The sequence below is a fragment of the Caballeronia temeraria genome (assembly GCF_001544795.2).
GTDB lineage: Bacteria > Pseudomonadota > Gammaproteobacteria > Burkholderiales > Burkholderiaceae > Caballeronia > Caballeronia temeraria.
The window spans coordinates 119,269-144,915 of the sequence record NZ_FCOI02000015.1; the positions used below are offsets into that span (position 1 = coordinate 119,269).

A 25,647-nucleotide genomic window follows, 5' to 3' on the forward strand; every position below is an offset into this window, starting at 1 on the left:
CACGATCCCTTTCGACGCAAGTTCGTTGCGCCGGGTCCCCAACGGATGGCATCAGACAAGGAACTCGCCGATTTCCTGGCGGGCGTCGAAAGACGCGCGTTCAAGCAAACCGTGTATACCGTTCGCGACGACGACGCGGCGCTCGACATCGTGCAGGACGCGATGATCAAGCTGGCGGAAAAGTACGGCGACCGGCCCGCGTCCGAGCTACCGCTTTTATTCCAGCGTATCCTCCAGAATGCGACGCACGACTATTTCCGTCGCCAGAAGGTGCGCAACACCTGGGTCAGCCTCTTTTCGTCCTTCGGCAACGCCGACGACGACGAATTCGACCCGCTCGAAACCTTCGAATCCGAGGACGGCGCGGTCGGCAGCGAGAGCAGCGAGAACCGCCTGGAGCGCGAGCAGGTGCTGAACCTGATCGACGCCGAAATCCAGAAACTGCCTGCGCGTCAACGAGAAGCGTTTCTCATGCGTTACTGGGAGGATATGGATGTCGCTGAGACGGCCGCCGCGATGGGATGCTCCGAGGGTAGCGTGAAGACGCATTGTTCACGCGCTACGCACACTCTCGCACAAGCCCTGAAAGCCAAAGGGATCACGCTATGAGTTCCGCTCTTGAAACGAAGGAAAACGAGTTCGCGCTGAAAGTCGTGCGCGCGCTCGATGAAAATACATCGAACATTCCGGCTGCCGCCGTCGACCGGCTGCGCGAGGCGCGCCGTGCCGCGATCGCGCGCAAGAAGCCGGAGAAGGTGGCCGTCGCCATGACGGCCCCCGCGTTCACGCCCGCATTCGCCGGCGCCGCCGGCACGGTCAATACCGGCGACGCCGGCAATGGCCACGGCGCGAAAGGGCTGCTCGCGCGGCTCGGCGGGCTGGGCCTCGCATGGCCGCTCGCGGCGCTCATCATCGGGATTGCGGGCATCGCCTATTGGGAAGATCAGCAGCGCAAGGCGGAACTGGCCGACATCGACGCGGCCATGATGAGCGACAGCCTGCCGATCGACGCCTATCTGGATCACGGTTTCAACGCGTACCTGACGCGCAATCACTAGGCACTGAATACAGCGGGGGAATTTTCGGGTGAGTTACAAGCGCGGTCTCGCGATTGTCTTTGGTTGCGCGATTGCGGGTCTGGTTGCGTTCGCCGCCACCTATCCGCGCTTCTATTCCACCGCCGCCGCGCCTTCGGCCGCCGCCGCGCCGAGCGGCGGTTCGGGCACGAGCGCCGATTCGGGCGCCTCGCCGCTGTCGGCGCTGTCGCCCGAAGGCCCGCTGTCCTGGAGCCATCTCACCGAGGCGCAACACGCTGCGCTCGCGCCCTTCGCCACGCAATGGGATTCGTTCTCCGACGAGCGCAAGCAAAAGTGGCTGAAAATCGCGTCGCGGTTCCATCGGATGTCGCCTGAGGCGCAAAAGCATCTGCATCAGCGCATGGAAGAATGGGTGCGGCTCACGCCCGACCAGCGCAAGGTCGCGCGCGAAAACTATCAGGTTTCGAAATCCGTGCCGCTGGAAAAGCGCGAGAAGGCGTGGGACGCCTATCAGAAGCTCTCAGAAGAGCAAAAGAAGAAGCTCGCCGCGAGCGAGCACGGGCGCCGTCCGACGGTCGTCTCCGCGCCGCCCACCGGCAAGACCGAAGTGAAGGACATCAACCGCCTCGTCGCGGCGCGCGAGCAGGGGCACGTGCCGGGGCACGCGGAAGGCGGATCGGGCGCGGCGGCCGCGCCGGCTGCATCCGTCTCCGGCGCGCCGGCGCAGCCCGCCATCCCGAACGCGGCGAGCATCGTGCCCGCCACGCCGATTCCCGTGTCGCCGCAGCAGGCGCCTTCGATGTACAACGGCTCGTGAGCGCGCAGCCGGCCGTCGTCACCGTCGATCCGATGCGCGCGCCCACGCTGCGCCGCCGCCTCGCGACGATGCTTTACGAAGGCGTCATTCTCTTCGGCGTCGTGTTCATCGCCGGTTATCTGTTCAGCACGCTCACGCAGCAACGCAACGGCCTCACGCATCACAACTGGCTGATGTCGTGGATCGGCATCGTGCTCGCGGCCTACTTCGTCTATTTCTGGACGCACGGCGGCCAGACCCTGCCGATGAAAACCTGGCGCCTCAAGGTCGTCGACATACACGGGCACGCCATCAAACCCGCGCGCGCGCTCGCGCGCTACGCGCTCGCGTGGCTCTGGTTCCTGCCACCGCTCGCGCTGCATCCGCTCTTCTCTCTTGCCGTGCCGCAGACGCTCGCCGTCTTCGCGGCATGGGTCGCGCTGTGGGCCGCCGCCGTGTGGCTCGATCCGGCGCGTCAATTCCTTCACGATCGCCTCGCCGGCACACGCATCGTTGCCGCGCAACCTGCTGTCAAGTAATAAGAACTTCTCGTGACTGTCACGGCTCGGTCACAGCCGCACGGCGTAATGCGCATACCGAAACCCGATGCGCGAGCCAATGGCCTTCACCTCGTCCGCCCGACCGGCAATCGACCCGCCCTCTCCCTTCCGCTTCAGCAATAGCGAACTACGCACCGGTCCTTTCGCACTGCGATCGGAGTCGACCGAATCAACCGAGTCCGCCTCCGCAGGCGTGCCGGGCTTCCCCGATACACGCATCGACACGCCCGGCCATCACGACGACATCGCCGATTCGGCCGATCAGCCGCATCGCTATCGCACGATCTGGCTGTCGGACATCCACCTGGGCTCGGGCGGTTGCCAGGCGCCGTATCTGCTCGATTTCCTGCGGCATCACGAGTCGGAATATCTGTATCTCGTCGGCGACATCATCGACGGATGGCAGCTTCGCAAAGGCTGGTTCTGGCCGCAGGCGCACAACGACGTCGTGCAGAAAATCCTGCGCAAGGCGAGGAAAGGCACGCAGGTCGTCTACATCCCCGGCAATCATGACGAATCCGCGCGCCAGTTCTGCGATCTCGCGTTCGGCGACATCCACGTGCGCGGCGAAGCCTTCCACACGACGCTCGCGGGCAAGCGCCTGTGGATCGTGCACGGCGACCTCTTCGATGGCGTGATCCAGCACGCCAAATGGCTCGCCTATCTCGGCGACACCGCCTACACGATGATCCTGCTGCTCAACCGCTGGTTCAATCGCGTGCGTACGAGGCTCGGTCTCAATTACTGGTCGCTGTCGCAGTACCTGAAGCATCAGGTCAAGAACGCGGTGAACTTCATCTCGCAGTTCGAGCGCGTGATGACCGATGAAGCCCGCCGCCGCGGCTGCGACGGCGTCGTGTGCGGGCACATCCACAAGGCGGAGATCCGCGACATCGACGGGATTCTCTACTGCAACGACGGCGACTGGGTCGAGAGTCTCTCGGCGCTCGTCGAGACCTACGACGGCGAACTCAAAGTCGTCTACTGGACGGTGATGCGCTCACCGGAAGCGCACACGGCGAAAGCCCGCGCGACTGTCTGACCACGAACGAACCAACGGGGCCAAAGCCGATGAAAATCATGATCGTTACCGATGCATGGGAGCCGCAGGTCAACGGCGTCGTGCGCACGCTCACGCAGACGACGAAGGAACTCACCGCCCTCGGACATCGCGTGGAATTGCTCACGCCGCTCGAGTTCAGAACGATTCCGTGCCCGACCTATCCGGAGATTCGCCTGTCGCTGCTGCCGGGACAGCGCGTCGCGCGCCGTATCGACGCATTCGAGCCGGACGCGCTGCATATCGCCACCGAAGGGCCGCTCGGGCTCGCCGCGCGCGCCTATGCGCTGCGTCACAAGCTGCCGTTCACGACCGCGTATCACACGCGCTTTCCGGAGTACGTGAAGGCGCGCTTCGGCATTCCGCTCGCGCTGACGTATCGCTTCCTGCACTGGTTCCACAAGGGTTCGCAGGCGGTGATGGCGCCGACGCCCGTCGTCAGGAGCGATCTCGAGAAGTACGGCTTCACCAACGTCGTGCTGTGGACGCGCGGCGTCGATCTCGACATCTTTCATCCGATGGACTCGAAGGTGCTCAACACCGCGCGGCCGATCTTTCTGTACGTCGGGCGCGTGGCCGTGGAGAAGAACGTCGAGGCGTTTCTGAAGCTCGATCTGCCCGGCTCGAAGTGGGTCGCCGGCGAAGGTCCGGCGCTCGCGGAGCTGAAGTCGCGCTATACGAACGTCAACTATCTCGGCGTGCTGTCGCAGCCGGAACTGGCGAAGGTCTATGCGGCGGCGGATGTCTTCGTGTTCCCGAGCAAGACCGACACCTTCGGCCTCGTGCTGCTCGAAGCGATGGCCTGCGGCACGCCGGTCGCGGCGTATCCGGTGACGGGTCCGATCGACGTGCTCGGCGAACACGGCCCGGGCGCGCTCTACGACGACTTGCACGAAGCCTGTTTGCAGGCGCTGAAGATCGATCGCGCCGATGCCCGCGCGTGGGCCGAACGCTTCTCGTGGCGCGCGGCGTCGGAGCAGTTCGCATCGCATCTGCGCCAGTTCGGGCCGCGCGCCGCGTCCGAGCAGGCGGCGGCATGACGCGACGCGCCGTGGCGCAGGAGCGGGCCGAAGCGAACGCGCGGGCCGCATCGCCGGCGAGCGCCCGCGCGCGCGATCCCTTCGACGACGACCTCGAAGACATCGACGAAACGCCCGCGCAGGCGGCCGAGCCGCTCGGCCCCGACGACCTGCCCTTTAATCCGTACAAGGGCAATCGCGGATTCACGCGCGCGTGGCACGCGATGAAGAATTCGCTCTACGGCTTTCGCGTCGCGATCCGCGAGGAAAGCGCGTTTCGCCAGGAACTCACGCTCGCCGCGATTCTGCTGCCGTGCAGCCTCGTCGTGCCGGTCCTGCCGGTCGAGCGCGCGGCGCTGATCGCATCGGTGCTGCTGGTGCTCATCGTCGAGTTGCTCAATTCGAGCGTCGAGGCGGCCATCGATCGCATCTCGCTCGAACGTCACGAATTGTCAAAGCGGGCGAAGGATTTCGGCAGCGCCGCGGTGATGGTCGCGCTCGGCGTCTGCGTCATCACATGGGGCCTGATTTTGTGGCCGCTTGTCTCCCCGCTTGCATCCGCCTGGCTCGCGCGTATCTTATAAATGAGAAGGCTTGCGCCCCACGCGCGCAGCCGTGCGGGCGAACGACCGGTTTATAATCGTCCGATATTCTCAAAAATAGCAACGGAAGCGGCCGCGCGAACGCTCATCCCGAGTCCTCGCGGCCTGATCCCAAGGTCGGACGACATGGAAGCCAAACCACCCCGCCGCACCCGCGAACGGATACTCGAGCTGTCGCTGAAGTTGTTCAACGATATCGGCGAGCCGAACGTCACCACGACGACGATCGCCGAGGAGATGGAAATCAGTCCAGGCAACCTGTACTACCATTTCCGCAACAAAGACGACATCATCAACAGCATCTTCGCGCAGTTCGAACAGCAGATTCAGAAGCGTCTGCGCTTTCCGGACGATCATCGCCCGACGATCGACGAGATGTGGTCGTATCTGCAATACATGGCGGATTTCCTCTGGGCCTACCGCTTCCTGTATCGCGATCTGAACGACCTGCTCGCGCGCAACCGCACCCTCGAGACGCACTTCAAGCAGATCATCACGCACAAGGTGCACTTCGCGAGCCAGTTGTGCGAGGCGCTCGTGGCCGATCAGGAAATGGTCGCGACGCCCGAGGAAATCAAGGTGATCGCGACGAACATCGGTGTGATCGCCACGTACTGGCTCTCGTATCAGTACGTGATGAATCCGCGCAAATACAACGATCAGGAAGCGATCCGCACGGAACTGCATCAGGCGAGTCTGCACATCATCTCGATCATGGCGCCGTATCTGCGCGGGCGCTCGCGGCAGCTCTTCGACGACCTCGTTTCCGGTAAGCTGCCGAAGCGCGAGTACGCGGATTTCCTGCCGCCGCGCGACGATTCGCAACAACCCGCTGCGAAGAGCGATACACCGAAGGATTCCAGATAAATGAAGGCAGTTTGTGTCTATTGCGGCTCCGCGACCGGAGCCCGTCCCGTCTATGCAGAAGCGGCGCGCGCATTCGGCCGCGCGCTCGTGGAGAACGATCTCTCGCTCGTCTATGGCGGCGGCCGCGTCGGCTTGATGGGCCTCATCGCCGATGAAGTGCTCGCCGCGGGCGGCCGCGCCGTCGGCGTCATTCCGGAGCTGCTGCTCGCGAAGGAAGTGGGCCACACCGATCTCTCGGAACTGCACGTCGTGCCCGACATGCACGAGCGCAAGAAGAAGATGGCCGATCTGTCGGACGCGTTCGTCGCGATGCCCGGCGGCGTCGGCACCTTCGAGGAGTTCTTCGAGGTCTACACGTGGGCGCAGCTCGGCTATCACCAGAAGCCGGTCGGCCTGCTCGATGTGAACGGCTACTACGATCCGCTCATGGCGATGCTGCGTCATACCGTCGAGGAAGGATTCATGCGCGAGGCCTATCTCGATTTCATTCAGGTCGCGGCCGAACCCGGCGAGATGATCGCGAAGCTGAAAAGCTACACGCCGCCCACGCACGACAAGTGGTCCGAAAAACGTAACGCTGTCTGAGGAGCCGGATCGATGTCCAAAGTCATCCTGATTACCGGGGCAAGCCGCGGCATCGGCCGTTCGGCTGCGGTGCTCGCGGGCGCGCGCGGCTGGTCGGTCGGCGTGAACTATGCGTCGAACGCAGCCGCCGCCGATGAAACCGTCGCGGCCGTCATCGCTGCCGGCGGCAAGGCCATCGCGATTGCCGGCGACGTCAGCGACGAAGCCGCGATCATCGCGATGTTCGACGCGACCGAAAAAACCTTCGGCAAGCTCGATGGCGTCGTGAACAACGCGGGCATCGTCGCGCCCGGCTCGGCACTCGCGGACATGGACATCGCGCGCATGAAGCGCATCTTCGACATCAACGTGCTCGGCGCGTATCTGTGCGCGCGCGAGGCGGCGCGTCGCATGTCGACCTCGCGCGGCGGCAAGGGCGGATCGCTCGTGAACGTTTCGTCGGCGGCGGCACGGCTCGGCGGGCCGAACGAGTACGTCGATTACGCCGGCTCCAAGGGCGCGATCGATACGCTCACGCTCGGGCTGTCGAAGGAACTCGGACGCGACGGCGTGCGCGTGAACGCGATTCGCCCCGGACTCATCGACACGGACATCCACGCGAGCGGCGGCAAGCCGGATCGCGCGCACGTGCTGGGCGTGCAGACGCCGATCGGACGCGCGGGTACCGCCGATGAAGTCGGCGAGTCGATCGTGTGGCTGCTATCGGATGCGTCGTCGTATGTGACCGGCGCGATTCTGGATGTGACGGGCGGGCGGTGAATCGAACAGCGCGCCGTGGCTGCCGGGCGGGAAGTCGAGCCGCTTTGCGCGCGGTGCCGGTCTGCTGTCTCTTCGGGTGACGTAGTCAGGTCGACTCTGGCACGAACTCGAGCCGATAGCCGCGTTCCTCGAGCATTCTGATGACCGCCGGCTCGAACGGATGATCATCGGCGAGATAGCTCCGCTTCTCGTTATAGCGCACGATCGGCGGATCGATGCTGACCAACCGGCGCCAGGTCCCATGCATGCCCAGCACGAGCCTGGGGTCGCCGCCCAATTCGCCGAAAGCAGCCTGTTCGAAAGCAAACCGCGACGCGACTTCGAGCGGCGCAAAGCGCATCCCCACGGCCTCCAGTTGCCGGCGCAGCACGCCGGTGAGTTGCACATCCTCATTGGGGGCGTCGTGAAACCAGGTCATGCGGATCGGCCCGGATTCATCGATCTGCGGCGGCGGAATCTCCATGCGAATATGCGGATGATCGATCAGCGCACGAAGCATGCGCCGGCTACGCAGGCTAAAGCCGCCATTCAGCACAGGTATGACAAAGGTGTCCGGCCTTCCTATTTCGGAGTACCAACTGAAGTCCTTCATCCAGTAGGTGCCTTCGGGCTTGTCGACACGTCCAAGCTGCACCGGCGCGCCGACGTAATCGTACTTCAGAAATTCGTCGCTCCAGTTATTGATGTCGATCAACCATCCGTCATCCTGAACGATGAGCACATACTCGGTTTCGATCACTCGCCACAGCGCAAACAACATGAAAAGGCTGTAGTCCTTCTGGCTCATGGGTGCAATGGCCCGATGGCGGATTTCCGGCGGAAGGTTGTCCGGCATGCATGGGCTGAGGAGTATCGCAGAAGCGTCAGGCATCTGGCGGCGGGATAGTTCGAGAGCGAAAGCGGCACCCTCGGCATTGTTCAAACCAGTGACGGAGACCAGAGTGATGTTGCGGAAGTCAGACATGGAAGATGACGCATCTGATGTACACCGACGCATCTTACATCGCCAATGACAGCCTCCATCTCATAATTCGCCCTGCTGTGCAAGCCGCCATTTTTCATCGATCTCGCATATCGATAATTTATTCGCCATCCTTATCGATTAGCAAATAGGTCGTTTCGATGAAGCGCCAGAAAGCGCGCTGCTCGCCTCGGTGCATAGGCCGAAGCCTAGGTATCACCCAGTCCGCGCGGCGAGCATTACACGAATCGCGTGGTCTATTGGCGAGAGCTTGCGGATGCGCTCCAGTCGGCTGCGCCGCCGAACGCCATCTCAAAACCCGCCGTGCTTCGCCAGCCACGCTTCTTCATCGACGGACATCTCGCGTCCGAGAATCCGGTTGCGATGCGGAAAGCGCCCGAAGCGCTCGATCACTTCCGCGTGCTCCACCGCCGATTCGTAAAAACTCGACACACCCGTCTCGTCCTTCAGCTTCGCGAAAAGCCGCAGCGCCTCGCGCTGCCCCTCCAGCGTCTCGTCGTGCTCGAACGGCATGTACGCGAACGCGCGATGGTATGCACTTCCGAGCCGCAGATCACCACCGGTTTCGACCAGCCCGCGAGCCAGCGCAAGCGCTCGCGCATCGCCGGCAAAGGCGCGCGGCGTATTCCGATAGCAATTGCGCGAGAACTGATCGATCAGCACGATCAGCGCGAGCGTGCCGAGCGGCGTGCTTTCCCACCCACGCAAGCCGCCCGCGTGCGCTTCATCGAGCAGCGCGCCGAAACGTTCGGTGAGCATCGAATCGAAGGCGCGCTTCTTCTTCCACCACAATTTGCGATCCTGACCGAATTCCGGGGAGGCGGGCCCGCCGAACCACAGATCGAGCACCGCCTGCGCGCGCGCATCCATGCTCAGGCCAGTTCCAGCACCAGCCGCCGCGTGCGCGCGCTCTTCTTCTCCAGCTTCGCGATGCGCAGCGTGCCGATCTCCTCCGTATTGCGCACGTGCGTGCCGCCGCACGGCTGAAGGTCGACGTTCTCGATGCGCAACAGCCGCACGCGGCCGAGGCCCATCGGCGGCTTTACGCTCATCGTGCGCACGAGTTCGGGACGCGCGGCCATTTCGTCGTCGGTGATCCATTCGGTGTGCACGCCGTGCGCGCCGCCGATCAACGCGTTGAGCTTCGCTTCGACTTCATCGCGCTCGATCGGCTCGACGGTCGCGAGATCGAGACGCGCATATTCGGTCGTGATGCTGCAGCCATCGACGGGATACGGCAGCACCGCGCAGATCAGATGGCTCGCCGTGTGCAGCCGCATGCGCCGGTAACGCTGCGCCCAGTCGATTTCCGCGCTCACGGTGTCGCCCGCTTTCAGCTTCGCCAGCGCGTCTTCCTGCCCTGGCGCGGGCACGTGAACGGCGTCATCGGGCGTCGCGCCTTCGAATTTGGCCTTGCGCGTATCCGCGATCGCGATGACCGTGCCATCCGCGAGCGTCAATGTGCCCGCGTCGCCCGCCTGACCGCCGCCGAGCGGATAAAACACGGTCTGATCGAGGTGAATGCCCAGTTCGTCGATGGCGGTGACGGTCGCGTCGCAACGCGTCAGATAGGCGTCCTCGCGAAAGAGTGCGCGTGTGCTCATGGTCGTGCTTCCTGGCTGTATTGGGGGAGACGGCGCTTTCGAACGCCCTCGACCGGACATGATGCAGCAGTGACGGCCCGGTCGAACCGGTACAAAAGGACGCGAATCAACCGGGACGGTTGCGCATCCAGTCGGCGGTATCGAAAAACGAGGTCAGGAGACGCTCGCGCAGCGTTTCGTCGATGCCGATGTCTTCCATCGCCCAGGCCATGCAGCGCAGCCACTGATCGCGCTCGCTCGACGCGATGGAAAACGGCAGATGCCGCGCCCGCAAACGCGGATGCCCGAAGCGGCTGATGTAGTGATCCGGACCGCCCATCCAGCCGCACAGGAACCAGAAGGTCTTGTCGCGCGAATTGTCGAGCGTCGGCGGATGCAGCGCGCGAATGCCCGCGAACGCGGGCTCCAGGTCCATCAGGTCATAGAAACGGTCGACGAGCGCGCGCACGCGCTCCTCGCCGCCGATCAGCTCGAAAGCGGTCGGCTTTTGCACTTCGTCATCGGGATTGACGTCGGTCATTGCTCTGATTCGGAAAAACTATGCGTCGCGCAGGGATTGCAGCGCGGGACGCGCCAGCACGCGCCGCAGGCTCAGCCAGCCGCCGAGTCCCGCGCACGCGACGCCCGCCACGATGCCCGCCGGCACGAGCCAGGGATTGAAATCGATATGAAACTCGAACACGCGCGCCGCAAGCACATAGCCGATGCCCTGCGCGCCAATCGCCGCCATCAGCCCCGAGAGCGCGCCCACGGCGACGAATTCCGCGACCTGCACCGAACGGATCTGCCTGTGCGACGCCCCGAGCGCGCGCAGCAGCGCGGATTCGCGCAGACGTTCGTCGCGCGTGCCGGCGAGCGCCGCGTAGAGCACGAGCACGCCCGCCGCGAGCGTAAAGAGAAACAGGAACTGCACCGCGCCGATCACCTGCGCGAGGGTGCGGTGAATCTGCGCGAGAATCGGCGCGATATCGATGGCCGTCACGTTCGGATAACGCGCGACAAGACCGTCGATCACGCGCTGCTCCTGCGCCGGCAGATGAAAGCTCGTGATGAAGGTCGCGGGGAGATCGGCGAGCGCGCCGGGCGGCATCAGCACGAAGAAGTTGACCTTGAACGAATTCCAGTCGACCTTGCGCACGCTCGTCACCGGCGCTTCGACCGGCAGCCCGGCGACATCGAAACGCAGCACGTCGCCCATCTTCACGCGGATCGTCTTCGCGATGCCCTCTTCGATCGACACCTGCGGCTTGCCGTCGTTGCCGAACCACGCGCCTTGCGTCACACGGTTGTCGCCCGGCAGCTCGGTCGTGTACGACAGATTGAATTCGCGATCGACGAGGCGCTTCGCGTCGGCCTTGTCGTAATTGTCCGGATTCACCTCTTTGCCGTTGATGGCGACGAGGCGCGCGCGCACCATCGGCGAGAGCGCGGCGTCGGGCTGGCCGTGCGTGTGCAGATAGTCGAGCACGCCCGCGCGCTGGTCCGGCTGAATGTCGATGAGAAACTGATTCGGCGCGTCGGGCGGCGTCGCGTCGCGCCAGCCCTTGATGAGATCGTTGCGCGTCATGCCGATGAGCAGCAGACACATCAGCCCGATGCCGAGCGCGGTGATCTGCAGCGCGCTCGATCCGCTCCTGCGCTCCAGCGACGCCAGCGCATAGCGCCAGCCCACGCCCGCGCCGCTCCGCTCGCGCCGCACGAAGCGCGCCGCCGCCCAGAGCGCCGCGCGCGCGATCGCGCCGAACACGAGCAAGCCCGCCGCGAAACCGCCCGCGACGATGCCGCCCAGCTTCAGTTCGCCCGCCGCGAGGATCAGCAGCGCCGCGAACAGCAGCACGCCGACGCCGTACGCCGCATGCGCGACGCGCTGCGCATCGCCCAGTTCACGCCGGATCACGTGCACCGGCGGCACGCGCGTGATCGGCAGAAGCGGCGGCAGCGCGAAGCCGAGCAGCAGAACGAGGCCCATCGCGACGCCTTGCAGCGCGGGCCAGACGCTCGGCTGCGGCAGTTCGACATCGACGAGCGAGCCGAGCCAGTTCAGCAGCACGAGATGGCCGCCGAAACCAAGCACGACGCCCACCGCGCTGCCGATCAGGCCGATCGCGAGGAATTCGTTCAGAAAGAGCGCGCGCAGCGTGCGCTGGCTGACGCCCAGACAGCGCATCGCGGCGCAGCCGTCGAGATGACGCCGCGCGAATCGATGCGCCGCCATCGCGATCGCGACCGCGGCGAGCAGCGCGGTCAGCAGCGACACGAGCGTGAGGAAATGGCTCGCGCGATCGATCGTCTGGCGCACTTGCGGCTGGCCGTCCGAGAGCGATTCCAGCCCGACGCCGCGCAGCTTGCCGCCATCGACGTTCTCGCGCGCGAACTTCGCGAACTGCTCGACCTGCCTGTCGGACCCGGCGACGAGCAAGCGATACGTCACGCGGCTGCCGTACCCGACGAGCCCCGTGCCCGCGATCTCGTCGGCGCGCATCATCAGACGCGGCGAGAAGTTCACGAAGGAAAAGCCGCGATCCAGCTCGCGCGTGATGACGCCCGCCACCGTGAACGTGCGCGTGCCGACCTTCACCGTGCCGCCAACCTTCGTCTTGAGCGCATCGAGCAAGGCGGCATCGACCCAGACGGTGCCGGGCGCGGGAATGCCGTGCGCGGGGGCATCGGCGGCGTCGACGCCCGGCGCGATGCGCAGCGCGCCGCGCAACGGATAACCCTGCGTCACGCCCTTGATTGCCGCGAGCCTGGAGAGCGGCTGCGCGGACGTAGAACTGATCATGCTGGGGAAGATCGTCGTGCCCGCCGTTTCGAGACCCAGTGATTTCGCTTGCGTCGCGAACATCGGATCGACGGGATGATCGGCGCGCACGACGAAATCGGCGGCGATCATCTGACGGCCGTCGCGCGCGAGCCCCTGACGCATGCGATCCGCGAGAAAGCCGACGCTGGAAAGCGCCGCCACCGCCAGCACCAGCGCGAGCAGCAGCATCGTCAGCTCGCCGGCGCGCCAGTCGCGCCCGGTCATGCGCCACGCCTGGCGCACCGTCTGCATGAAACCGAGCTTGATGCCCGGATGCGAGTGTCCTGCCTTGCCTGCGGCCTGATCGTTCCTGAATGCGGTGCTCAATCGTGCTTGCTCCGCAACCGGTTCATCCGATGATCGGAGCCCGGCAACATGTGCTTGGCCATGCGCGACACGCCGCCGTGCACGCCGCGCGCGAGCCGCGGCAACGCCCAGCCCGCCAGCACGAGGAACGCCAGCAATAGCACGAGAAACAGCAGCGGCACGAAAAGCGCGAGCGTGATGCCCGCGAGTGCGCCGACATCCTCGGTGGCCGACGCCGCCCAGTTCGACACCGGCTCCGGCGACAGATTGATGAGCGCGCGCGTGCCCGCCTTCGCGAAATGCGATGCCCCGGCGAGCGTGCCGCCCGCGAGTGCGGCGATGGTCAGCGTGGCGGGATCGGCGTGGCCGAGCGAGCCGGCCGCGAGCACCGCGCCCGCCGGAATGCGGATGAACGTGTGCACCGCGTCCCACAGGGAATCGAAGGCGGGGATTTTATCGGCGAGAAATTCGACGACCGCGAGCGTGCCCGCGACGCCGATGACCCACGGCGAGCCGAGCACCGCGAGGGAATCCGGCAAATGGACGATGCCCATGCGCTGGAACATGCCGGCGATGAAAACGGTGAGATACAGGCGCAGACCGCTCGCCCACGACAGGCCCGCTGCGAGCGAAAGTGACTCAAGCATTGCCGTCTCCCTTTATGCTGCCTGCCGCCGACGTTCGCCGCCGAGGACGATTTGCCGGCCATGAAAAGCGGTCTTACCGGCAGATATCGACAAAAGCCGCCCGTTTGCGCGACGATGGAACAAAAAAGCGCGAAACGTTGAGCTCAGACAAAAGCGGACGACCTCAAACCATTATATCCACGCAAATAGGCGCGGTGCAGCAAGGGTTGAGCGATTGCCGTTCCCGGCGAATGCGCCGTCAGTGCCCCGACGAGAGCTTGAGTCCGACCAGTCCGGCAACGATCAGCACAGCACTGAGGATACGCGCGGCGGACAGCGCCTCGCCCATGAACACAATACCGAAGATGAACGCGCCGACCGCGCCGATGCCCGTCCACACGGCGTAGGCCGTGCCGAGCGGCAGTTGCTTCATCGCCATCGCGAGCAGGACGAAGCTGCCCAGCGCGGTAATGATGGTGAAGACTGACGGTCCGAGCCGCGTAAAACCTTCGGACGATTTGAGACCGGCGGCCCAGGCGACTTCCAGCAGACCGGCGATGAAGAGAAGAATCCAGGACATCGGGCGACTCCCTTGAAAAATGGGGCCGTCCCCGACGAAACGATGCGCATGCGGCCGTCCGCATGGCTTTGAAGCGAAGCGTCACATTGTACCAAATCGGTGCATGAATGCCCCGCCGCGCCTCGCGTGGCCGCGTTCATGAAAACCGTGTATTAATTGAAGCGAAAAGAGAAACGCCCGCGCGAGGCGTCCCTTCGACACATCCGCTGCAAAAAGCCTGAACAAAGGAGCGTTCATGGATGTCGATTCGGTCCTGCTCTCCCGCTTCCAGTTCGCGTGGGTCGTCGCGTTTCATATTCTGCTGCCGGCCTTCACGGTCGGCCTGTCGTGCTATATCGCGACGCTCGAATTCAACTGGTGGATCACGAAGCGCGATGTCTACCGGCGCCTCTCGGCGTTCTGGCTGAAGATCTTCGCGGTGTCGTTCGGCATGGGCGTCGTGTCGGGCATCGTGATGCCGTTTCAGTTCGGCACCAACTGGAGCCGCTTTTCCGATGCCACCGCGAATGTCGTCGGTCCGCTGATGGGCTACGAAGTGCTGACGGCGTTCTTCCTCGAATCGGCGTTTCTCGGCGTGCTGCTCTTCGGGCGCAAGCTCGTGCCGCAGTGGGCGCACGTGATGTCGGCGATTTTCGTCGCGGCGGGCACCGTGATTTCGTCGTTCTGGATTCTCGCGGTCAATAGCTGGATGCAGACGCCGCAAGGCCACCGGATGCTGCCCGACGGCCGTTTCGAAGTGGTGAGCTTCTTCGACGTGATCTTCACGCCGTCGTTTCCGTACCGGCTCGGGCACACCGTGAGCGCGTTTCTCGTGACGGCGGGCTTCGTGATTCTCGGCGTCGGCGCCCTGTATCTGCGCCAGCGCCGCGCGCTCGAGGAAAGCCGCGTGATGGTGAAGATGTCACTGATCTTCCTCATCATCATGGTGCCGATCCAGATGGTGATCGGTGACGCGCACGGCCTCAACACGCTCAAACATCAACCGGCCAAGCTCGCGGCGATGGAAGCCTTGTGGGAATCCGGCACGCGCGTTCCGGCCAATCTCTTTTCGATTCCCGATCAGGACGAAGAACGCAATCGCTTCGAAGTCTCGATTCCGGTGCTCGGCAGCATCTATCTGACGCACGATCCGAACGGCTTCGTGCGCGGCCTGAAGGACTTTCCGCGCGAAGACCGGCCGCCCGTCGCCGTCGTGTTCTTCGCGTTTCACATCATGGTCGGCGTCGCGCTCGTGATGTTCGTGCTCGTGCTGTGGGGCATCGTGCAGTTCGCGCGCGGGCGGATCGAGACGAGCACGGGCTGGCTGCGCGCGGCCACTTGGGCGATGCCGCTCGGCTTCATCGCCGTCGTCGCCGGCTGGACGACCACCGAGGCCGGCCGCCAGCCGTGGACTGTCTATGGCATCCTGCGCACGAAGGATTCGGTGACGCCTTCGCTCACCGCCGCCGATGTCGGTCTCTCGTGGCTGCTCTACGTGCTCGCCTATCTGGTGATCTTCGGCGCTGGACTTTTCCTGTTGCGGCGGCTGGTGCGCATCGGGCCGGCCGAAGTCGCGCATGCGCACGAAAAGGACGAACTGGATGCGAAGACGCGCGCGGCCCGTCCGCTCTCGGCGGTATCGGCGGGCGCGAATCGCGCGGCGCGGCCCGTGAGCGACGACGACATCGTGCCGCCAGGCCGCGGGCGCAACTAGGCATAGAAAGCACAAAACCGGAGAACGCGATGCTCGATCTCGTGCCGCTGTGGGCCGCCATTCTCGCGCTGGCGGTATTCATGTACGTGCTGCTCGACGGCTTCGATCTCGGCGTCGGCATGATGTTTCTGCTGCGCCGCGACGCTGAATCGCGCAATCTGATGATCAACTCCGTCGCGCCGGTCTGGGACTTCAACGAGACCTGGCTGATCCTCGGCGGCGGCGGATTGTTCGCGGTGTTTCCGCTCGCGTTCGCGATCATCGTCCCGGCCGTCTATTTTCCGATTCTCTTCATGCTGCTCGGGCTGATCTTTCGCGGCGTCGCGTTCGAATTCCGCGAAGTGACCGGCGCGCGCAAAAGGCTGTGGGACGGTGCGTTCGGCTGCGGCTCGCTCGTCGCGACGTTCTCGCAGGGCGTCGTGCTCGGCATGTTCATTCAGGGCTTTCCGATCGAAGGCCGCGTCTATGTCGGCACGAGCTGGAACTGGGTTGCGCCGTTTCCGTTGCTCGTCGGCGTGGGGCTGATCTTCGGCTATGCGCTGCAAGGCACGACCTGGCTCGTGCTCAAGACCGAAGGCGAATTGCAGGAATGGAGCCGCAGGATGGCGCGCTATGCGCTCATCGGCGTGATCGCGTTTATTCTGCTGATCAGCCTGTGGACGCCGCTCAAGGATGCGCGCATCGCCGCGCGCTGGTTCGGCTTTCCCGACAGCTTCGCGTTCGCGCCGGTGCCCGTGCTGACCGTGCTGCTCGCGTGGACGCTGTGGTCGAGCCTCGCGAAACGCCGCGAAGTGCTGCCGTTCCTGTGCTCGATCGGCCTGTTCTTTCTCGCGTTCACAGGGCTCGTGATCAGCCTGTGGCCGTTCATCGCGCCGCCGTCGGTCACGCTCTGGGATGCATCCGCCGCACCGCTATCGCATCAGTTCCTGCTGATCGGGACGATGTTCCTTCTGCCCGTGCTGATGATCTACGTGATCTGGTCGTACTGGGTGTTTCGCGGCAAGGTGCGCGGCGACATGGGTTATCACGCGGAGTAGTCAGAGCTTCTGCTGCGTCGCGAGCGACAGGATGCGCGCCCACTTGTGCGCCTCGCCGCGATCGCGCATCGGCAGCGTCCATGCGCCGTGCTTCGCGTCCTGCACGTCGAGCACGACCTGCCACGCGCCGTTCGCGCCGCCCGGTTCCTGCATGCGCGCGCCGCGCAGGTCCGCGAAGATGTAGCTGCCGCGCTCGTCGCCGATGCGCACATCGCACAGACGCTTGCCCGCCGCGACCCGCACGCCGCCCCAGTCGGTCTTGAGCTCGTGCGTCCAGTCGCCGTGTTCGCCTTTGTGCAGATTCGGCGCGATCTCGCGGCGGCTCGCGAGCCAGCGCATCACGCCCGCGGCGATGATCGCCAGCACGACGACCGCCGCGCCCACCGCCACGCCCAGCCCGAAGTGCGCGTGGATCGCGTCGAACGACCATATCGCGCCATAAATCAGCAATCCTAAGACGATCAGTCCGACGACGATGGGCATGGCGCCTCCCGGACGCTCAAAAGAAGAAGGCGAAGCGTATCACTGCGTCTTGTGCTTCGCGTTCCAGTCGCGCAGCGCCTGCAGCGTGTTCGCGACATGCTGGTCCGGCGACAGGCTCGTGTATTCGTAGATCACCTTCCCGTCGGGCGCGATCACGTATGAGACGCGATTGGCCATCGAGCTTTTCATCGGCATGGAGGCGTCGTAGGAATGGATGATCTTCGAGTCCGCATCCGCCGCGACCGGGAACTTGCTGCGGCACTCGCTCACCGAGAACTTCTTGAGCGTGTCGATGTTGTCATGCGACACGCCGATGACCGTCGCGCCTTCGGCCTTGTACTCATCGACCGCTTCGGCGAATTCGTGCGCCTCGATCGTGCAGCCCTTCGTGAACGCCGCCGGATAGAAGTACAGCACGACGGGGCCTTTCTTGAGGGCATCGGCGAGCGAGTAGTCGTACACGTTGCCGCCGAGCGAGGCCTGCGCGGTGAAATCGGGCGCGGCATCGCCGGGTTTGAGCGTCGCGCCCGCCGTGAGCGGATACGCCGCCGCGGCCATCGTCAGAACAACACCCGCCGTCCAACCGGAAAACGTCTTCATGCCCGCTCCTTTCGATGATCCCGTTCATGCGAAGACGCCGCGTTACGCGTCGTCCTCGTCCTGATCCATGCGATGTTGCGCGAACCACGCCGCCGCTTCGAACTGCAGTTTCGCGAGCACAGCGGGCGTGAGTGCATCGAGCGATGGCTGCGCGTGCCGGCTCGCGTCGATGGCGGGCGCATCGCCCTGCTCCGCCGCCCGCGCGATGCCGAGCAGCGCGCCGAGCGGTCCTTCGCCCGCGAGTATGGCCGCGCGGATCTCCGCCGACAGATGGAGCTTATCGAGAATTTCCGTGGGCTGCATGTCCAGCACGACATGCACGAGCGAGAAGATGCCGGTCATGAACGCGGCGTCGGAGAAGGCTTCGTCGGCGGGACGCAGCGCTTCGGCCGCGAGTTCCAGAAAGCGCGCGCGCGTGCCGACGAGTTGCAGGAGCGGGTCCGAGCGCCACGGCAAGCCGCTGCCGTCCGCGTAGAGCAGCAGTTGCGCCCAGTGCATGAGCTGGCGCGTGCCGGTCGCGGCGATCGCATCGCGCAGCGAGGACACACGCCGCCTGCGCGCCTGCGCGCTCGAATTCGCGAGACGCATCAACTGCACGACGATATCCGGATTGCGCTTGAGCTCCGCTTCCAGCTCGCGCATGCCCGGCTCGCCGGCGAGCACGGCCATGAGACGCAGGAGCGAACCGCGCGCCGGGCTTTCGCGCCGCGCCGAAAGCACCTGCGGACGCGCGAAGAAATAGCCCTGGAACAAGTCGAAACCGAGATGTCTCGCGCGCAGCAGGTCGTGGTGCGTCTCGACCTTCTCCGCCACGAGCAGTTTGCCGCGCCGTTTCACCGCCGCCGCGAGCGCCGGCAACTGGCCGTGATCCGCCGCCAGAAAGTCGACCTTGACGATATCGACGGTCGGCAGCGCGGCGAGGAGCGCATCGTCGAGCTTCACGACATCGTCGAGGGCGAAGCGAAAGCCCGCGTTGCGCAACTGCGCGCAGCGTTTGAAGAGCGACTCATCGAAGGTGATGTTCTCGAGCAACTCCAGCACGAAGCGCTGCGGCTGCATGATATGGACGATGTCGTCGAACAGCAGCTCGCGGCTCATGTTCACGAAGCCCTGATGCGGCCCGAGCACCGCCGGCACGCCGATCTCGCCGATCGTGCGCGCGACGACATGCGCGGTCGCCTGCACGTCGTCGTGAATGCGCGCGCGATTGTCCGGGCTGTCGCGAAAGAGCAGTTCGTAGGCGACGAGCGCGCCGTCGCCGTCGAGGATCGGCTGACGCCCGACGTAGACGCTCTGTCCATGCTTCGCCGGCGCCGCACGCTTCAGGGATGAATGGGGCATGACTCGGACCGGTCGGAAGTGCGCGATGGCGCGGTGCAGCGCTGCATGAAGGCCGGCCCGACGTCCCTGGCTGTGGTGCAGGCTGGCCGCTTGGTGGATTCGATCATGGGGCGAACGATTCGAACGGAATTCTGGTGGTCATCGGCGCGGCAAGGCCTTCGGATCGGTCGACACTGACGAGGGCGCCGTGCCCACCTGCAAACGCGCCACTGTAACCGAATTCGCCTGATCAGATAATATGAAAAGACATATCGACATTTCCTCGACAATCTTGATACCGGCGCGGGACGCTCGCATCCGCATGACCGGTTAAAGAAATCCCCGCTTACGCCGATAACTCGCCTGATAGAGCGTGCCGCGCCCGTTGCGGTACGTCCCGGCCGGAGCCCGTGAATTGCGGTGCTCCGCGCGCCGCCGCTTGCCCACGAAGGCAGGTGCTGCCGCCAGAAACCAACGAGACCATGCAAGCGAACCGGATCAACGTCTCCCGCCGCGCACCGTGGCGCATCGCACTCGATGCGCTCGCCCGCGCATGGGGAAGCGCCGCGCGCGAGCCGCATCCCGAGAGCGCCGGGGAGCCGCCCGCGCTCGCGGCATCGCCCGAAGCCGCCGTGCCGAATGCGCCTGATGCGCCAAACGCGCCGGACGCGCCGGACGCGCCGTCCGCCGTCGCCCACGCGCTGGCCGGCGCGCCGGAAGCCTCGCTCGGCGCGATCGACTTCCTCGCGCAGCTCGACGACGCGCTGCGCTTCCAGTATGTCTCGGATGCGAGCATCGAGTTCATCGGCTATCACCGCGACTATCTGAGCATGCTGACGCTGCATGATCTCGTCGCGTCCGAAGAAGCCGACGAACTGCATGCGCTCGTCGCACGGGCGCGGGCGAGCGGCAAGCTCGAATCGGCGACGCTGACGGTCGTGAAGTCGCTCACCTATCCGATCTGCGTCGAGCTGCGGCTCGTGTCGACGGCCGCGCGCGGCACGCCCGGCTTCGCGCTCGCCGCGTTCGACGTGACGCACTGGCGCGAGCGCGAGGCGGCGCTCATCCACACGCTCAACCACGACGCGCTCACGGGCCTCGACAATCTCGTCGCGCTGAAGGCCGCGATCAGCGCCGCGCAGGACGAAGCCGAACTCACGCGCACGCACGCGGGGCTCGTGCTGCTCGACATCGACGATTATCAGCGCATCAACCGCGCGCTCGGCTACGACGCCGGCGACGAGCTGCTGCGCGAAACCGCGCGCCGCATCCAGCATACGGCCGCGAACGGCGAGCGCGTGGCGCGCGTGGCCGGCGACGAATTCGCCGTGCTGCTGCCCGCCGGCACCACGCCCGAACTGGCCGAAAGTCTCGGGCGGCGCCTGCTCACCGCGATCGCGCAGCCGTACCGGCATCGCGGGCAGCACACGCACTTGTCGGCGAGCGTGGGCGTCGCGCTGTATCCGGATCAGGCGGGCAAGCACACGCGCAGCGGCGCGCAGACGAGCCTTCTGCGCATGGCCGACAACGCGCTCGCGAAAGCGAAGGAATCGGGCGGCAACGCGCTCGTCTTCCACACGGTCGACGACAATCCCGCCGACGCCGAACGCCTGAAGCTCGAAGCAGATCTCTACGAAGCCGTGCGCAACGGCGAGTTCTCGCTTTACTTCCAGCCGATCACGAAGATCCGTACGGGCGCGGTGGTCGGCGTGGAGGCGCTGATGCGCTGGAATCATCCGGTGCACGGGCTCGTGCCGCCGTCGACGTTCATTCCGCTCGCGGAGTCCATCGGTCTCATCAACTATCTGGGCAACTGGGTGCTGAAGGCCGCGTGCATGCAGATCACGCAGTGGGATGCGATCGGCATCCGGCTCGATTACGTGTCCGTGAACGTGTCGCCGCAGCAGTTCCGCGACAAGCGTTTCACCGCGGCCGTGAAGGAAGCGCTCGCGCTCACCGGCATCGACGCGCGGCGGCTCGTGTTCGAGATCACCGAAAGCCTGCTGATGCACGATCCCGAGGAAGCGACGCGGCTTCTGGAAGCGCTGAGGTCGATCGGCATTCGCTTTGCCGTCGACGATTTCGGCACCGGCTATTCGAGTCTCGCCTATTTACAACGTTTTCCGCTTTCGAAGCTCAAGATCGACCGCAGCTTTGTCGAGAACCTGATTACATCCCGGAACAATCGCGCGATCGTGAGCGCGGTGGTCGGGCTGGCGCAATCGCTCGGGCTGGAGCTGGTGGCCGAAGGCGTCGAAACCGAAGCGCAGCGAGACTTGCTCGCGGACCTCGGATGCGATCATATTCAGGGCTGGCTCATCAGCCATGCATTGCCGTCGGACGAGCTGGCGCGCTCGTTCCAGTCGAATTCGCTGGTGTTGCACGAGACATTATGAACGCGCGATTGTTCGTGTTCTAATCGAACGACGCGCCGTAACTCCCTAATAACGTGTACATTTCGTTGTTGGGTGCTGGATTGCTGGACCGCCTCGGGTTAGCCGTCGCGTAACGAACGAGTTCTTATTTTTAGCAATGGCACGCACCAAGGCCGAACTACTGGACAAGTTGTGGTCGCGCATGAGCGAGCGCGGGGATTTCCCCATGCTGTCTCAGGCGCTGCGCTCGACCGTGTCCGCGATGAGCGATGACGACCTCGACTTCACGTCCCTCGTGCAAGTCGTGCTGTCGGACGTCGGTCTCACGCAGAAGGTGCTGCGCCTCGCCAATTCGGCGATGTACATCGCGTTCGGCGGCAACATCACCACCGTCACGCGCGCGTTGATGGTGCTCGGCATGGACGCGGTCGGCCATCTCGTCGTCGGTCTGAAGCTTGTCGATCACTTTCATCAGAGCGCGCCGCGCCGTATCGACGCCAAGCTCGAACTGAACCGCACCCTGCTCTCGGGCGCGGTCGCGCGCCAACTCACCGAACACAAGGATCTGCGCTCGGCCGAAGAAGCAGTCGTCTGCACGCTGATGCGGCAGATCGGCAAGCTGCTCGTCGCGTTCTATCTGGAACACGAATGGGATCAGTTGCGCCGCAAGGCCGCGTCGGAAAATATCCCCGACAGCGCCGCCTGCGCCGCGCTGCTCGGCGTGACCTTCGACGAAATCGGCCTCGAAGCGGCGGACCGCTGGCGTCTGCCCGAGACGATCCGCGAAGGCATGCGCGCGACCGACCCGAACGCGCCCGTCGATGAAACCGTGCCGAAGCACGTGCGCTGGCTGCGCGCCATCTCCAACTATTCGACCGAAGTCGCCGACGCGCTCACCGCGCAGAACATGGCCGTGGAAGGCCGCGAATCGGTGCTCTTCGACATCGCGAACCGTTACAGCGGCCCGCTCAAGACCGACGCGGAAACGCTCACGTCCATGAGTCTCGCGCTCGCGAACGAAGAAGCGAGCGACGGCGTGATGCGCGAAATCTCCGAGTTGCAGGCCAACGCCGATGCCATGGCGCGCGCGAACGTGTCGGCGGAGGCGCGCATCGGCGCGAGCGTCGCGGATTTGCGCTCGCTGCCGTCGAAAAATGCGCTTGCGCCGGCGCTCGCGCTTGCATCCGAATCGATACTCGGCAGCCTGCATCTGTCGCGCACCGTGGTGCTTGTGCGCCAGGCCAACAACGAGTTTCACGCGCGGCTCGGCCTCGGCGCGGGCGTCGAGCCGATGCTGCCGCAACTGCGCTTCTCGGCGGAGTTCCGGCCCGACGTGTTTCATCTCGCGATCAGCAATCCGGTCGGCATCTTCATCGAGAACGCGCACGACGCGCGCATCGACGCCCGCCTGCCGCGCTGGTACAAGGACACGCTCGGCGAAGCGCAGGCTTTCGTGCTGCTGCCGGTGAAATCGAACGATACGACCGTCGCGCTGATTTACGGCGACTGGACCTCGCCGCAACACGTCCGAAAGATCTCGCCGCTCGAAATGAGCGCACTGAACGAGCTCACGAAGGAATTGAGCCGTTTTTTCTTTAGCGCGAACTGGAAGGAAGTCGAGCTGATCTGACCGGCTTCCTTCCTGCGCGCATCGACTGTTATCCCTTCTTCAGAATCGCCACGGCCTGTTCGCCGTATCGCACGATATAGCCGCCGTGCGCGCGCTGCCATTCGCGTGCTTCCGGTTCGTTCGCAAACCAGTTCTTCTCGAAATCGTTGAACGCGCCGGCGTCGAGCCGATAGCGGTCGATCGCCGCGTCCGGCTGCCGGTCGATGTCGGATTTGCACGCGTCCCAGCTCGCGTAGCCGAGTTCGGCGGCGAGCATGGAGAGCACGAGCTTCAGTTGCAGATCGTCGCGGATCGCGTGCAGGTCGGCGAGACGCTCCGCGCGCGTGACTTTCGACGCGATCAGGCGGCGCAGAACGGGCATCGACGCGCTCGTGTCGCCGTCGCGGGCTTGACGAAGCAGACGCCGCGCGTGTTCGCGCAAATAGTCGCTATTGGAAACGGATGACTGGATTGGACAGGATGTAGACCACATGACGTTGTTCCTTTGTTGCGCCGTTCTCGCTGCGGCTATAAAGGTTCGACGTTGCGGTTCGATCCAGAGTTGATGTACTGCGCGGCAGGTGCGTAAGACTTTCGCGAGACCGGGCGCCCTGCCGCGCCCGTCCGCGATTCTATCCCGATGTCCTGCGTCAGGCCAATTGGAATTTTCCGACGAGCGACTTCAGCGCGCGCGCCTGATCGTCGAGCGATTGCGCCGCCGCGGCCGCCTCTTCGACGAGCGCGGCGTTCTGCTGCGTGTTCGCGTCCATCTTCGTGACGGCGTCGCCGATCGACTCGATGCCCGTCTTCTGCTCCGCCGACGCCGCCGAGATCTCGCCCATGATGTCGGTCACGCGGCGCACGGCCTTCACGACTTCCTCCATCGTCGCTCCCGCTTCCTGCGCGTAGGTCGAGCCGTCCGACACGCGCGACACCGACGTATCGATCAGCCCTTTGATCTCCTTCGCCGCCGACGACGAGCGCTGCGCGAGACTGCGCACCTCGCCCGCGACGACCGCGAAGCCGCGCCCTTGTTCGCCCGCGCGCGCCGCCTCGACCGCCGCATTGAGCGCGAGGATATTGGTCTGGAACGCGATGCCTTCGATCACGCCGATGATGTCGCCGATACTCTTCGCGCTCGCATCGATACGCTGCATCGTCTCGACGACGCGGCTCACCACCGCGCCGCCCTTCTCCGCGATCTGCGACGCATTCGCCGCGAGCGTGCTCGCCTGCTTCGCGTTGTCGGCGTTCTGGCGGACCGTCGACGTGAGCTGCTCCATGCTGGCCGCGGTTTTTTCCAGCGCGACGGCCTGCTCTTCGGTGCGGCGCGACAAGTCGACGTTGCCCGTCGAAATTTCGCTCGATGCCGACGCGATCGCCTCCGCGCTCGCCGCGATATCGCCGACGGTCGACGAAAGGCCCGCCTGCATTTCGGACAACGCGTGGAGCATCGAGGCGTCGTCGCGGCGCTTGAGCCTGATCGGGTACGCGAGATCGCCCGACGCGATGCGGCGCGCGATGTCCTTCGCGTAGCCCGGTTCGCCGCCGAGCTGGCCGGCGAGACGCCGCACGACCCATTCGGAGACGACGATCGCGAGCGCGAACAACGCGAGCGTCAGCGCCGACACCATCACGAACGACGAGTGGAAGATGAACGCGGCGGAATCGATCGTCGCCTTGGCTGCGGCGCCGCGGCGCGCGACGAGTTCATCGACCCTCTTTTCGAGCTTGCCCGTTTCGACGAGCAGCGATACGTCCTGCGTGCCGACTTGCCAGTTCATCTGCGAAAGATCGAGCGGCTGCTCCTTCACGAGCTTGACGAACGTGCGCAGGTTGTCGCTCCATGTGCCGAGCGCAGTCGAAAAGGCTTTTTGCTGCGCGAGCGCGTCCTTGTCTGCGTGATCGATGTATTGCGCGAGCTGCGCCTGTTCACGGCCGATGTCCGCGAGCGATTGTTCGATCTGCGCGCCGAGCTCGTCGCGCTCTTTCGCCGTGCTCGCGGTGAGCAGCATCTTCTGCGAACGGCTCGCGCGCAGCAGGTAGCCACGCGTTTCCTCGGCCGCGCGGCTCGCGACATAGCCCTGCGTATAGATCGATTCAGTCGCGCCGTTCAGGCGGCTGATCTGCGTGAGAGAAATTGCGCCGATCCCGAGCGTCCCGGCGAGCACGAGCCCGAACGCCAGTCTCAGCGATGACTTGACGGACAGCGCGCGCTGCGGTTCGGCATGCGCCACGAAGCTCGCGTCTTTTGCGCCGCGTAGCGAAAACAGTTTCATCGATCGAATCCCCGAATAGTTCAGTGGACGTGGCCGTTGTGCGGCGTGTCCTGGTCTGGTCCCCG

General features: G+C 64.9%; 26 protein-coding genes. 14 read left to right on the plus strand and 12 right to left on the minus strand.

Annotated elements, in window-relative coordinates; all coding sequences use genetic code 11:
• Positions 1-45 precede the first annotated feature (45 nt).
• The 10 genes from AWB76_RS21810 (at position 46) to AWB76_RS21855 (ending at position 7,285) form a co-directional block, all read left to right on the plus strand.
• The gene (locus AWB76_RS21810; protein ID WP_061162213.1) at positions 46-609 is read left to right on the plus strand and encodes an RNA polymerase sigma factor; all 564 of its coding nucleotides are present in this window, start codon (positions 46-48) and stop codon (positions 607-609) included.
• Positions 606-1,058: a DUF3619 family protein gene (locus tag AWB76_RS21815; protein WP_061162214.1), complete on the plus strand. Its 453-nt coding sequence runs from the start codon at positions 606-608 to the stop codon at positions 1,056-1,058. The genes AWB76_RS21810 and AWB76_RS21815 overlap by 4 nt, the downstream gene beginning before the upstream one ends.
• A 28-nt stretch (positions 1,059-1,086) precedes the next feature.
• Complete coding sequence (locus AWB76_RS21820; RefSeq protein WP_061162215.1) at positions 1,087-1,854, plus strand: DUF3106 domain-containing protein; 768 nt, start codon at positions 1,087-1,089, stop codon at positions 1,852-1,854.
• Positions 1,851-2,372, plus strand: a complete 522-nt coding sequence (locus AWB76_RS21825) for an RDD family protein (RefSeq protein WP_082864485.1) — start codon at positions 1,851-1,853, stop codon at positions 2,370-2,372. Before AWB76_RS21820 ends, AWB76_RS21825 begins: the two co-directional genes overlap by 4 nt.
• A gap of 79 nt (positions 2,373-2,451) precedes the next feature.
• Positions 2,452-3,435 (plus strand): UDP-2,3-diacylglucosamine diphosphatase, encoded by a 984-nt coding sequence (locus AWB76_RS21830; RefSeq protein WP_096031341.1) that lies wholly within the window; start codon positions 2,452-2,454, stop codon positions 3,433-3,435.
• A 29-nt stretch (positions 3,436-3,464) separates the two neighbouring features.
• Positions 3,465-4,493 (plus strand): glycosyltransferase family 4 protein, encoded by a 1,029-nt coding sequence (locus AWB76_RS21835; protein WP_061162216.1) that lies wholly within the window; start codon positions 3,465-3,467, stop codon positions 4,491-4,493.
• Complete coding sequence (locus AWB76_RS21840; RefSeq protein WP_061162217.1) at positions 4,490-5,056, plus strand: diacylglycerol kinase; 567 nt, start codon at positions 4,490-4,492, stop codon at positions 5,054-5,056. Before AWB76_RS21835 ends, AWB76_RS21840 begins: the two co-directional genes overlap by 4 nt.
• Positions 5,057-5,200: 144 nt before the next feature.
• Positions 5,201-5,941: a TetR/AcrR family transcriptional regulator gene (locus AWB76_RS21845; protein ID WP_061162218.1), complete on the plus strand. Its 741-nt coding sequence runs from the start codon at positions 5,201-5,203 to the stop codon at positions 5,939-5,941.
• Positions 5,942-6,526, plus strand: coding sequence for an LOG family protein (locus AWB76_RS21850; RefSeq protein ID WP_061162219.1), 585 nt, complete (start codon positions 5,942-5,944; stop codon positions 6,524-6,526).
• Positions 6,527-6,538: 12 nt separating this feature from the next.
• Entirely contained in the window at positions 6,539-7,285 is a 747-nt protein-coding gene (locus tag AWB76_RS21855) for an SDR family oxidoreductase (RefSeq protein WP_061162220.1), read from the plus strand.
• Between the two features lie 85 nt (positions 7,286-7,370).
• Here AWB76_RS21855 and AWB76_RS21860 read toward each other — a convergent pair whose 3' ends face one another.
• From AWB76_RS21860 to sugE, 7 genes are all read right to left on the minus strand, one after another.
• Entirely contained in the window at positions 7,371-8,249 is an 879-nt protein-coding gene (locus tag AWB76_RS21860; RefSeq protein WP_061162221.1) for a DUF5672 family protein, read from the minus strand.
• 309 nt (positions 8,250-8,558) lie between these two features.
• The gene (locus tag AWB76_RS21865) at positions 8,559-9,137 is read right to left on the minus strand and encodes a DUF924 family protein (protein ID WP_061162222.1); all 579 of its coding nucleotides are present in this window, start codon (positions 9,135-9,137) and stop codon (positions 8,559-8,561) included.
• A 2-nt stretch (positions 9,138-9,139) separates the two neighbouring features.
• The gene (locus AWB76_RS21870) at positions 9,140-9,871 is read right to left on the minus strand and encodes an alanyl-tRNA editing protein (protein WP_061162223.1); all 732 of its coding nucleotides are present in this window, start codon (positions 9,869-9,871) and stop codon (positions 9,140-9,142) included.
• 106 nt (positions 9,872-9,977) lie between these two features.
• Entirely contained in the window at positions 9,978-10,391 is a 414-nt protein-coding gene (locus tag AWB76_RS21875) for a group II truncated hemoglobin (RefSeq protein ID WP_061162224.1), read from the minus strand.
• A gap of 18 nt (positions 10,392-10,409) precedes the next feature.
• Positions 10,410-12,926 (minus strand): ABC transporter permease, encoded by a 2,517-nt coding sequence (locus tag AWB76_RS21880; protein WP_374729940.1) that lies wholly within the window; start codon positions 12,924-12,926, stop codon positions 10,410-10,412.
• Positions 12,927-12,997: 71 nt separating this feature from the next.
• The gene (locus AWB76_RS21885) at positions 12,998-13,627 is read right to left on the minus strand and encodes a DUF4126 domain-containing protein (protein WP_061162226.1); all 630 of its coding nucleotides are present in this window, start codon (positions 13,625-13,627) and stop codon (positions 12,998-13,000) included.
• A 238-nt stretch (positions 13,628-13,865) separates the two neighbouring features.
• The gene (gene sugE, locus AWB76_RS21890) at positions 13,866-14,186 is read right to left on the minus strand and encodes a quaternary ammonium compound efflux SMR transporter SugE (RefSeq protein WP_061162227.1); all 321 of its coding nucleotides are present in this window, start codon (positions 14,184-14,186) and stop codon (positions 13,866-13,868) included.
• Positions 14,187-14,421: 235 nt separating this feature from the next.
• On the opposite strand from sugE, the gene AWB76_RS21895 reads away from it, so the two are divergent.
• Both AWB76_RS21895 and cydB read left to right on the plus strand, forming a co-directional pair.
• Complete coding sequence (locus tag AWB76_RS21895; protein ID WP_061162228.1) at positions 14,422-15,879, plus strand: cytochrome ubiquinol oxidase subunit I; 1,458 nt, start codon at positions 14,422-14,424, stop codon at positions 15,877-15,879.
• 29 nt (positions 15,880-15,908) lie between these two features.
• A complete protein-coding gene (gene cydB, locus AWB76_RS21900; protein WP_061162229.1) occupies positions 15,909-16,916 on the plus strand; it encodes a cytochrome d ubiquinol oxidase subunit II in 1,008 nt (335 codons plus the stop codon).
• Here cydB and AWB76_RS21905 read toward each other — a convergent pair whose 3' ends face one another.
• Genes AWB76_RS21905 through AWB76_RS21915 form a run of 3 tightly spaced genes read right to left on the minus strand, consistent with a single transcriptional unit; the run spans position 16,917 to position 19,340 of the window.
• Positions 16,917-17,399: a hypothetical protein gene (locus tag AWB76_RS21905; RefSeq protein WP_061162230.1), complete on the minus strand. Its 483-nt coding sequence runs from the start codon at positions 17,397-17,399 to the stop codon at positions 16,917-16,919.
• A 39-nt stretch (positions 17,400-17,438) separates the two neighbouring features.
• Positions 17,439-17,999 carry a peroxiredoxin gene (locus AWB76_RS21910; protein WP_061162231.1) on the minus strand — a complete coding sequence of 187 codons (561 nt, stop codon included), beginning with the start codon at positions 17,997-17,999 and terminating at the stop codon, positions 17,439-17,441.
• A 42-nt stretch (positions 18,000-18,041) separates the two neighbouring features.
• Entirely contained in the window at positions 18,042-19,340 is a 1,299-nt protein-coding gene (locus AWB76_RS21915) for an EAL and HDOD domain-containing protein (protein ID WP_061162232.1), read from the minus strand.
• A gap of 461 nt (positions 19,341-19,801) precedes the next feature.
• Here AWB76_RS21915 and AWB76_RS21925 point away from each other — a divergent pair, with 461 nt between their 5' ends.
• Positions 19,802-21,715, plus strand: coding sequence for a putative bifunctional diguanylate cyclase/phosphodiesterase (locus AWB76_RS21925; protein ID WP_061162234.1), 1,914 nt, complete (start codon positions 19,802-19,804; stop codon positions 21,713-21,715).
• Between the two features lie 136 nt (positions 21,716-21,851).
• Positions 21,852-23,324, plus strand: coding sequence for an HDOD domain-containing protein (locus AWB76_RS21930; protein ID WP_061162235.1), 1,473 nt, complete (start codon positions 21,852-21,854; stop codon positions 23,322-23,324).
• A gap of 28 nt (positions 23,325-23,352) precedes the next feature.
• Here AWB76_RS21930 and AWB76_RS21935 read toward each other — a convergent pair whose 3' ends face one another.
• Positions 23,353-23,796 carry a hypothetical protein gene (locus AWB76_RS21935; protein WP_061162236.1) on the minus strand — a complete coding sequence of 148 codons (444 nt, stop codon included), beginning with the start codon at positions 23,794-23,796 and terminating at the stop codon, positions 23,353-23,355.
• Between the two features lie 157 nt (positions 23,797-23,953).
• Positions 23,954-25,582, minus strand: coding sequence for a methyl-accepting chemotaxis protein (locus tag AWB76_RS21940; RefSeq protein WP_082864486.1), 1,629 nt, complete (start codon positions 25,580-25,582; stop codon positions 23,954-23,956).
• Positions 25,583-25,647: the final 65 nt, after the last annotated feature.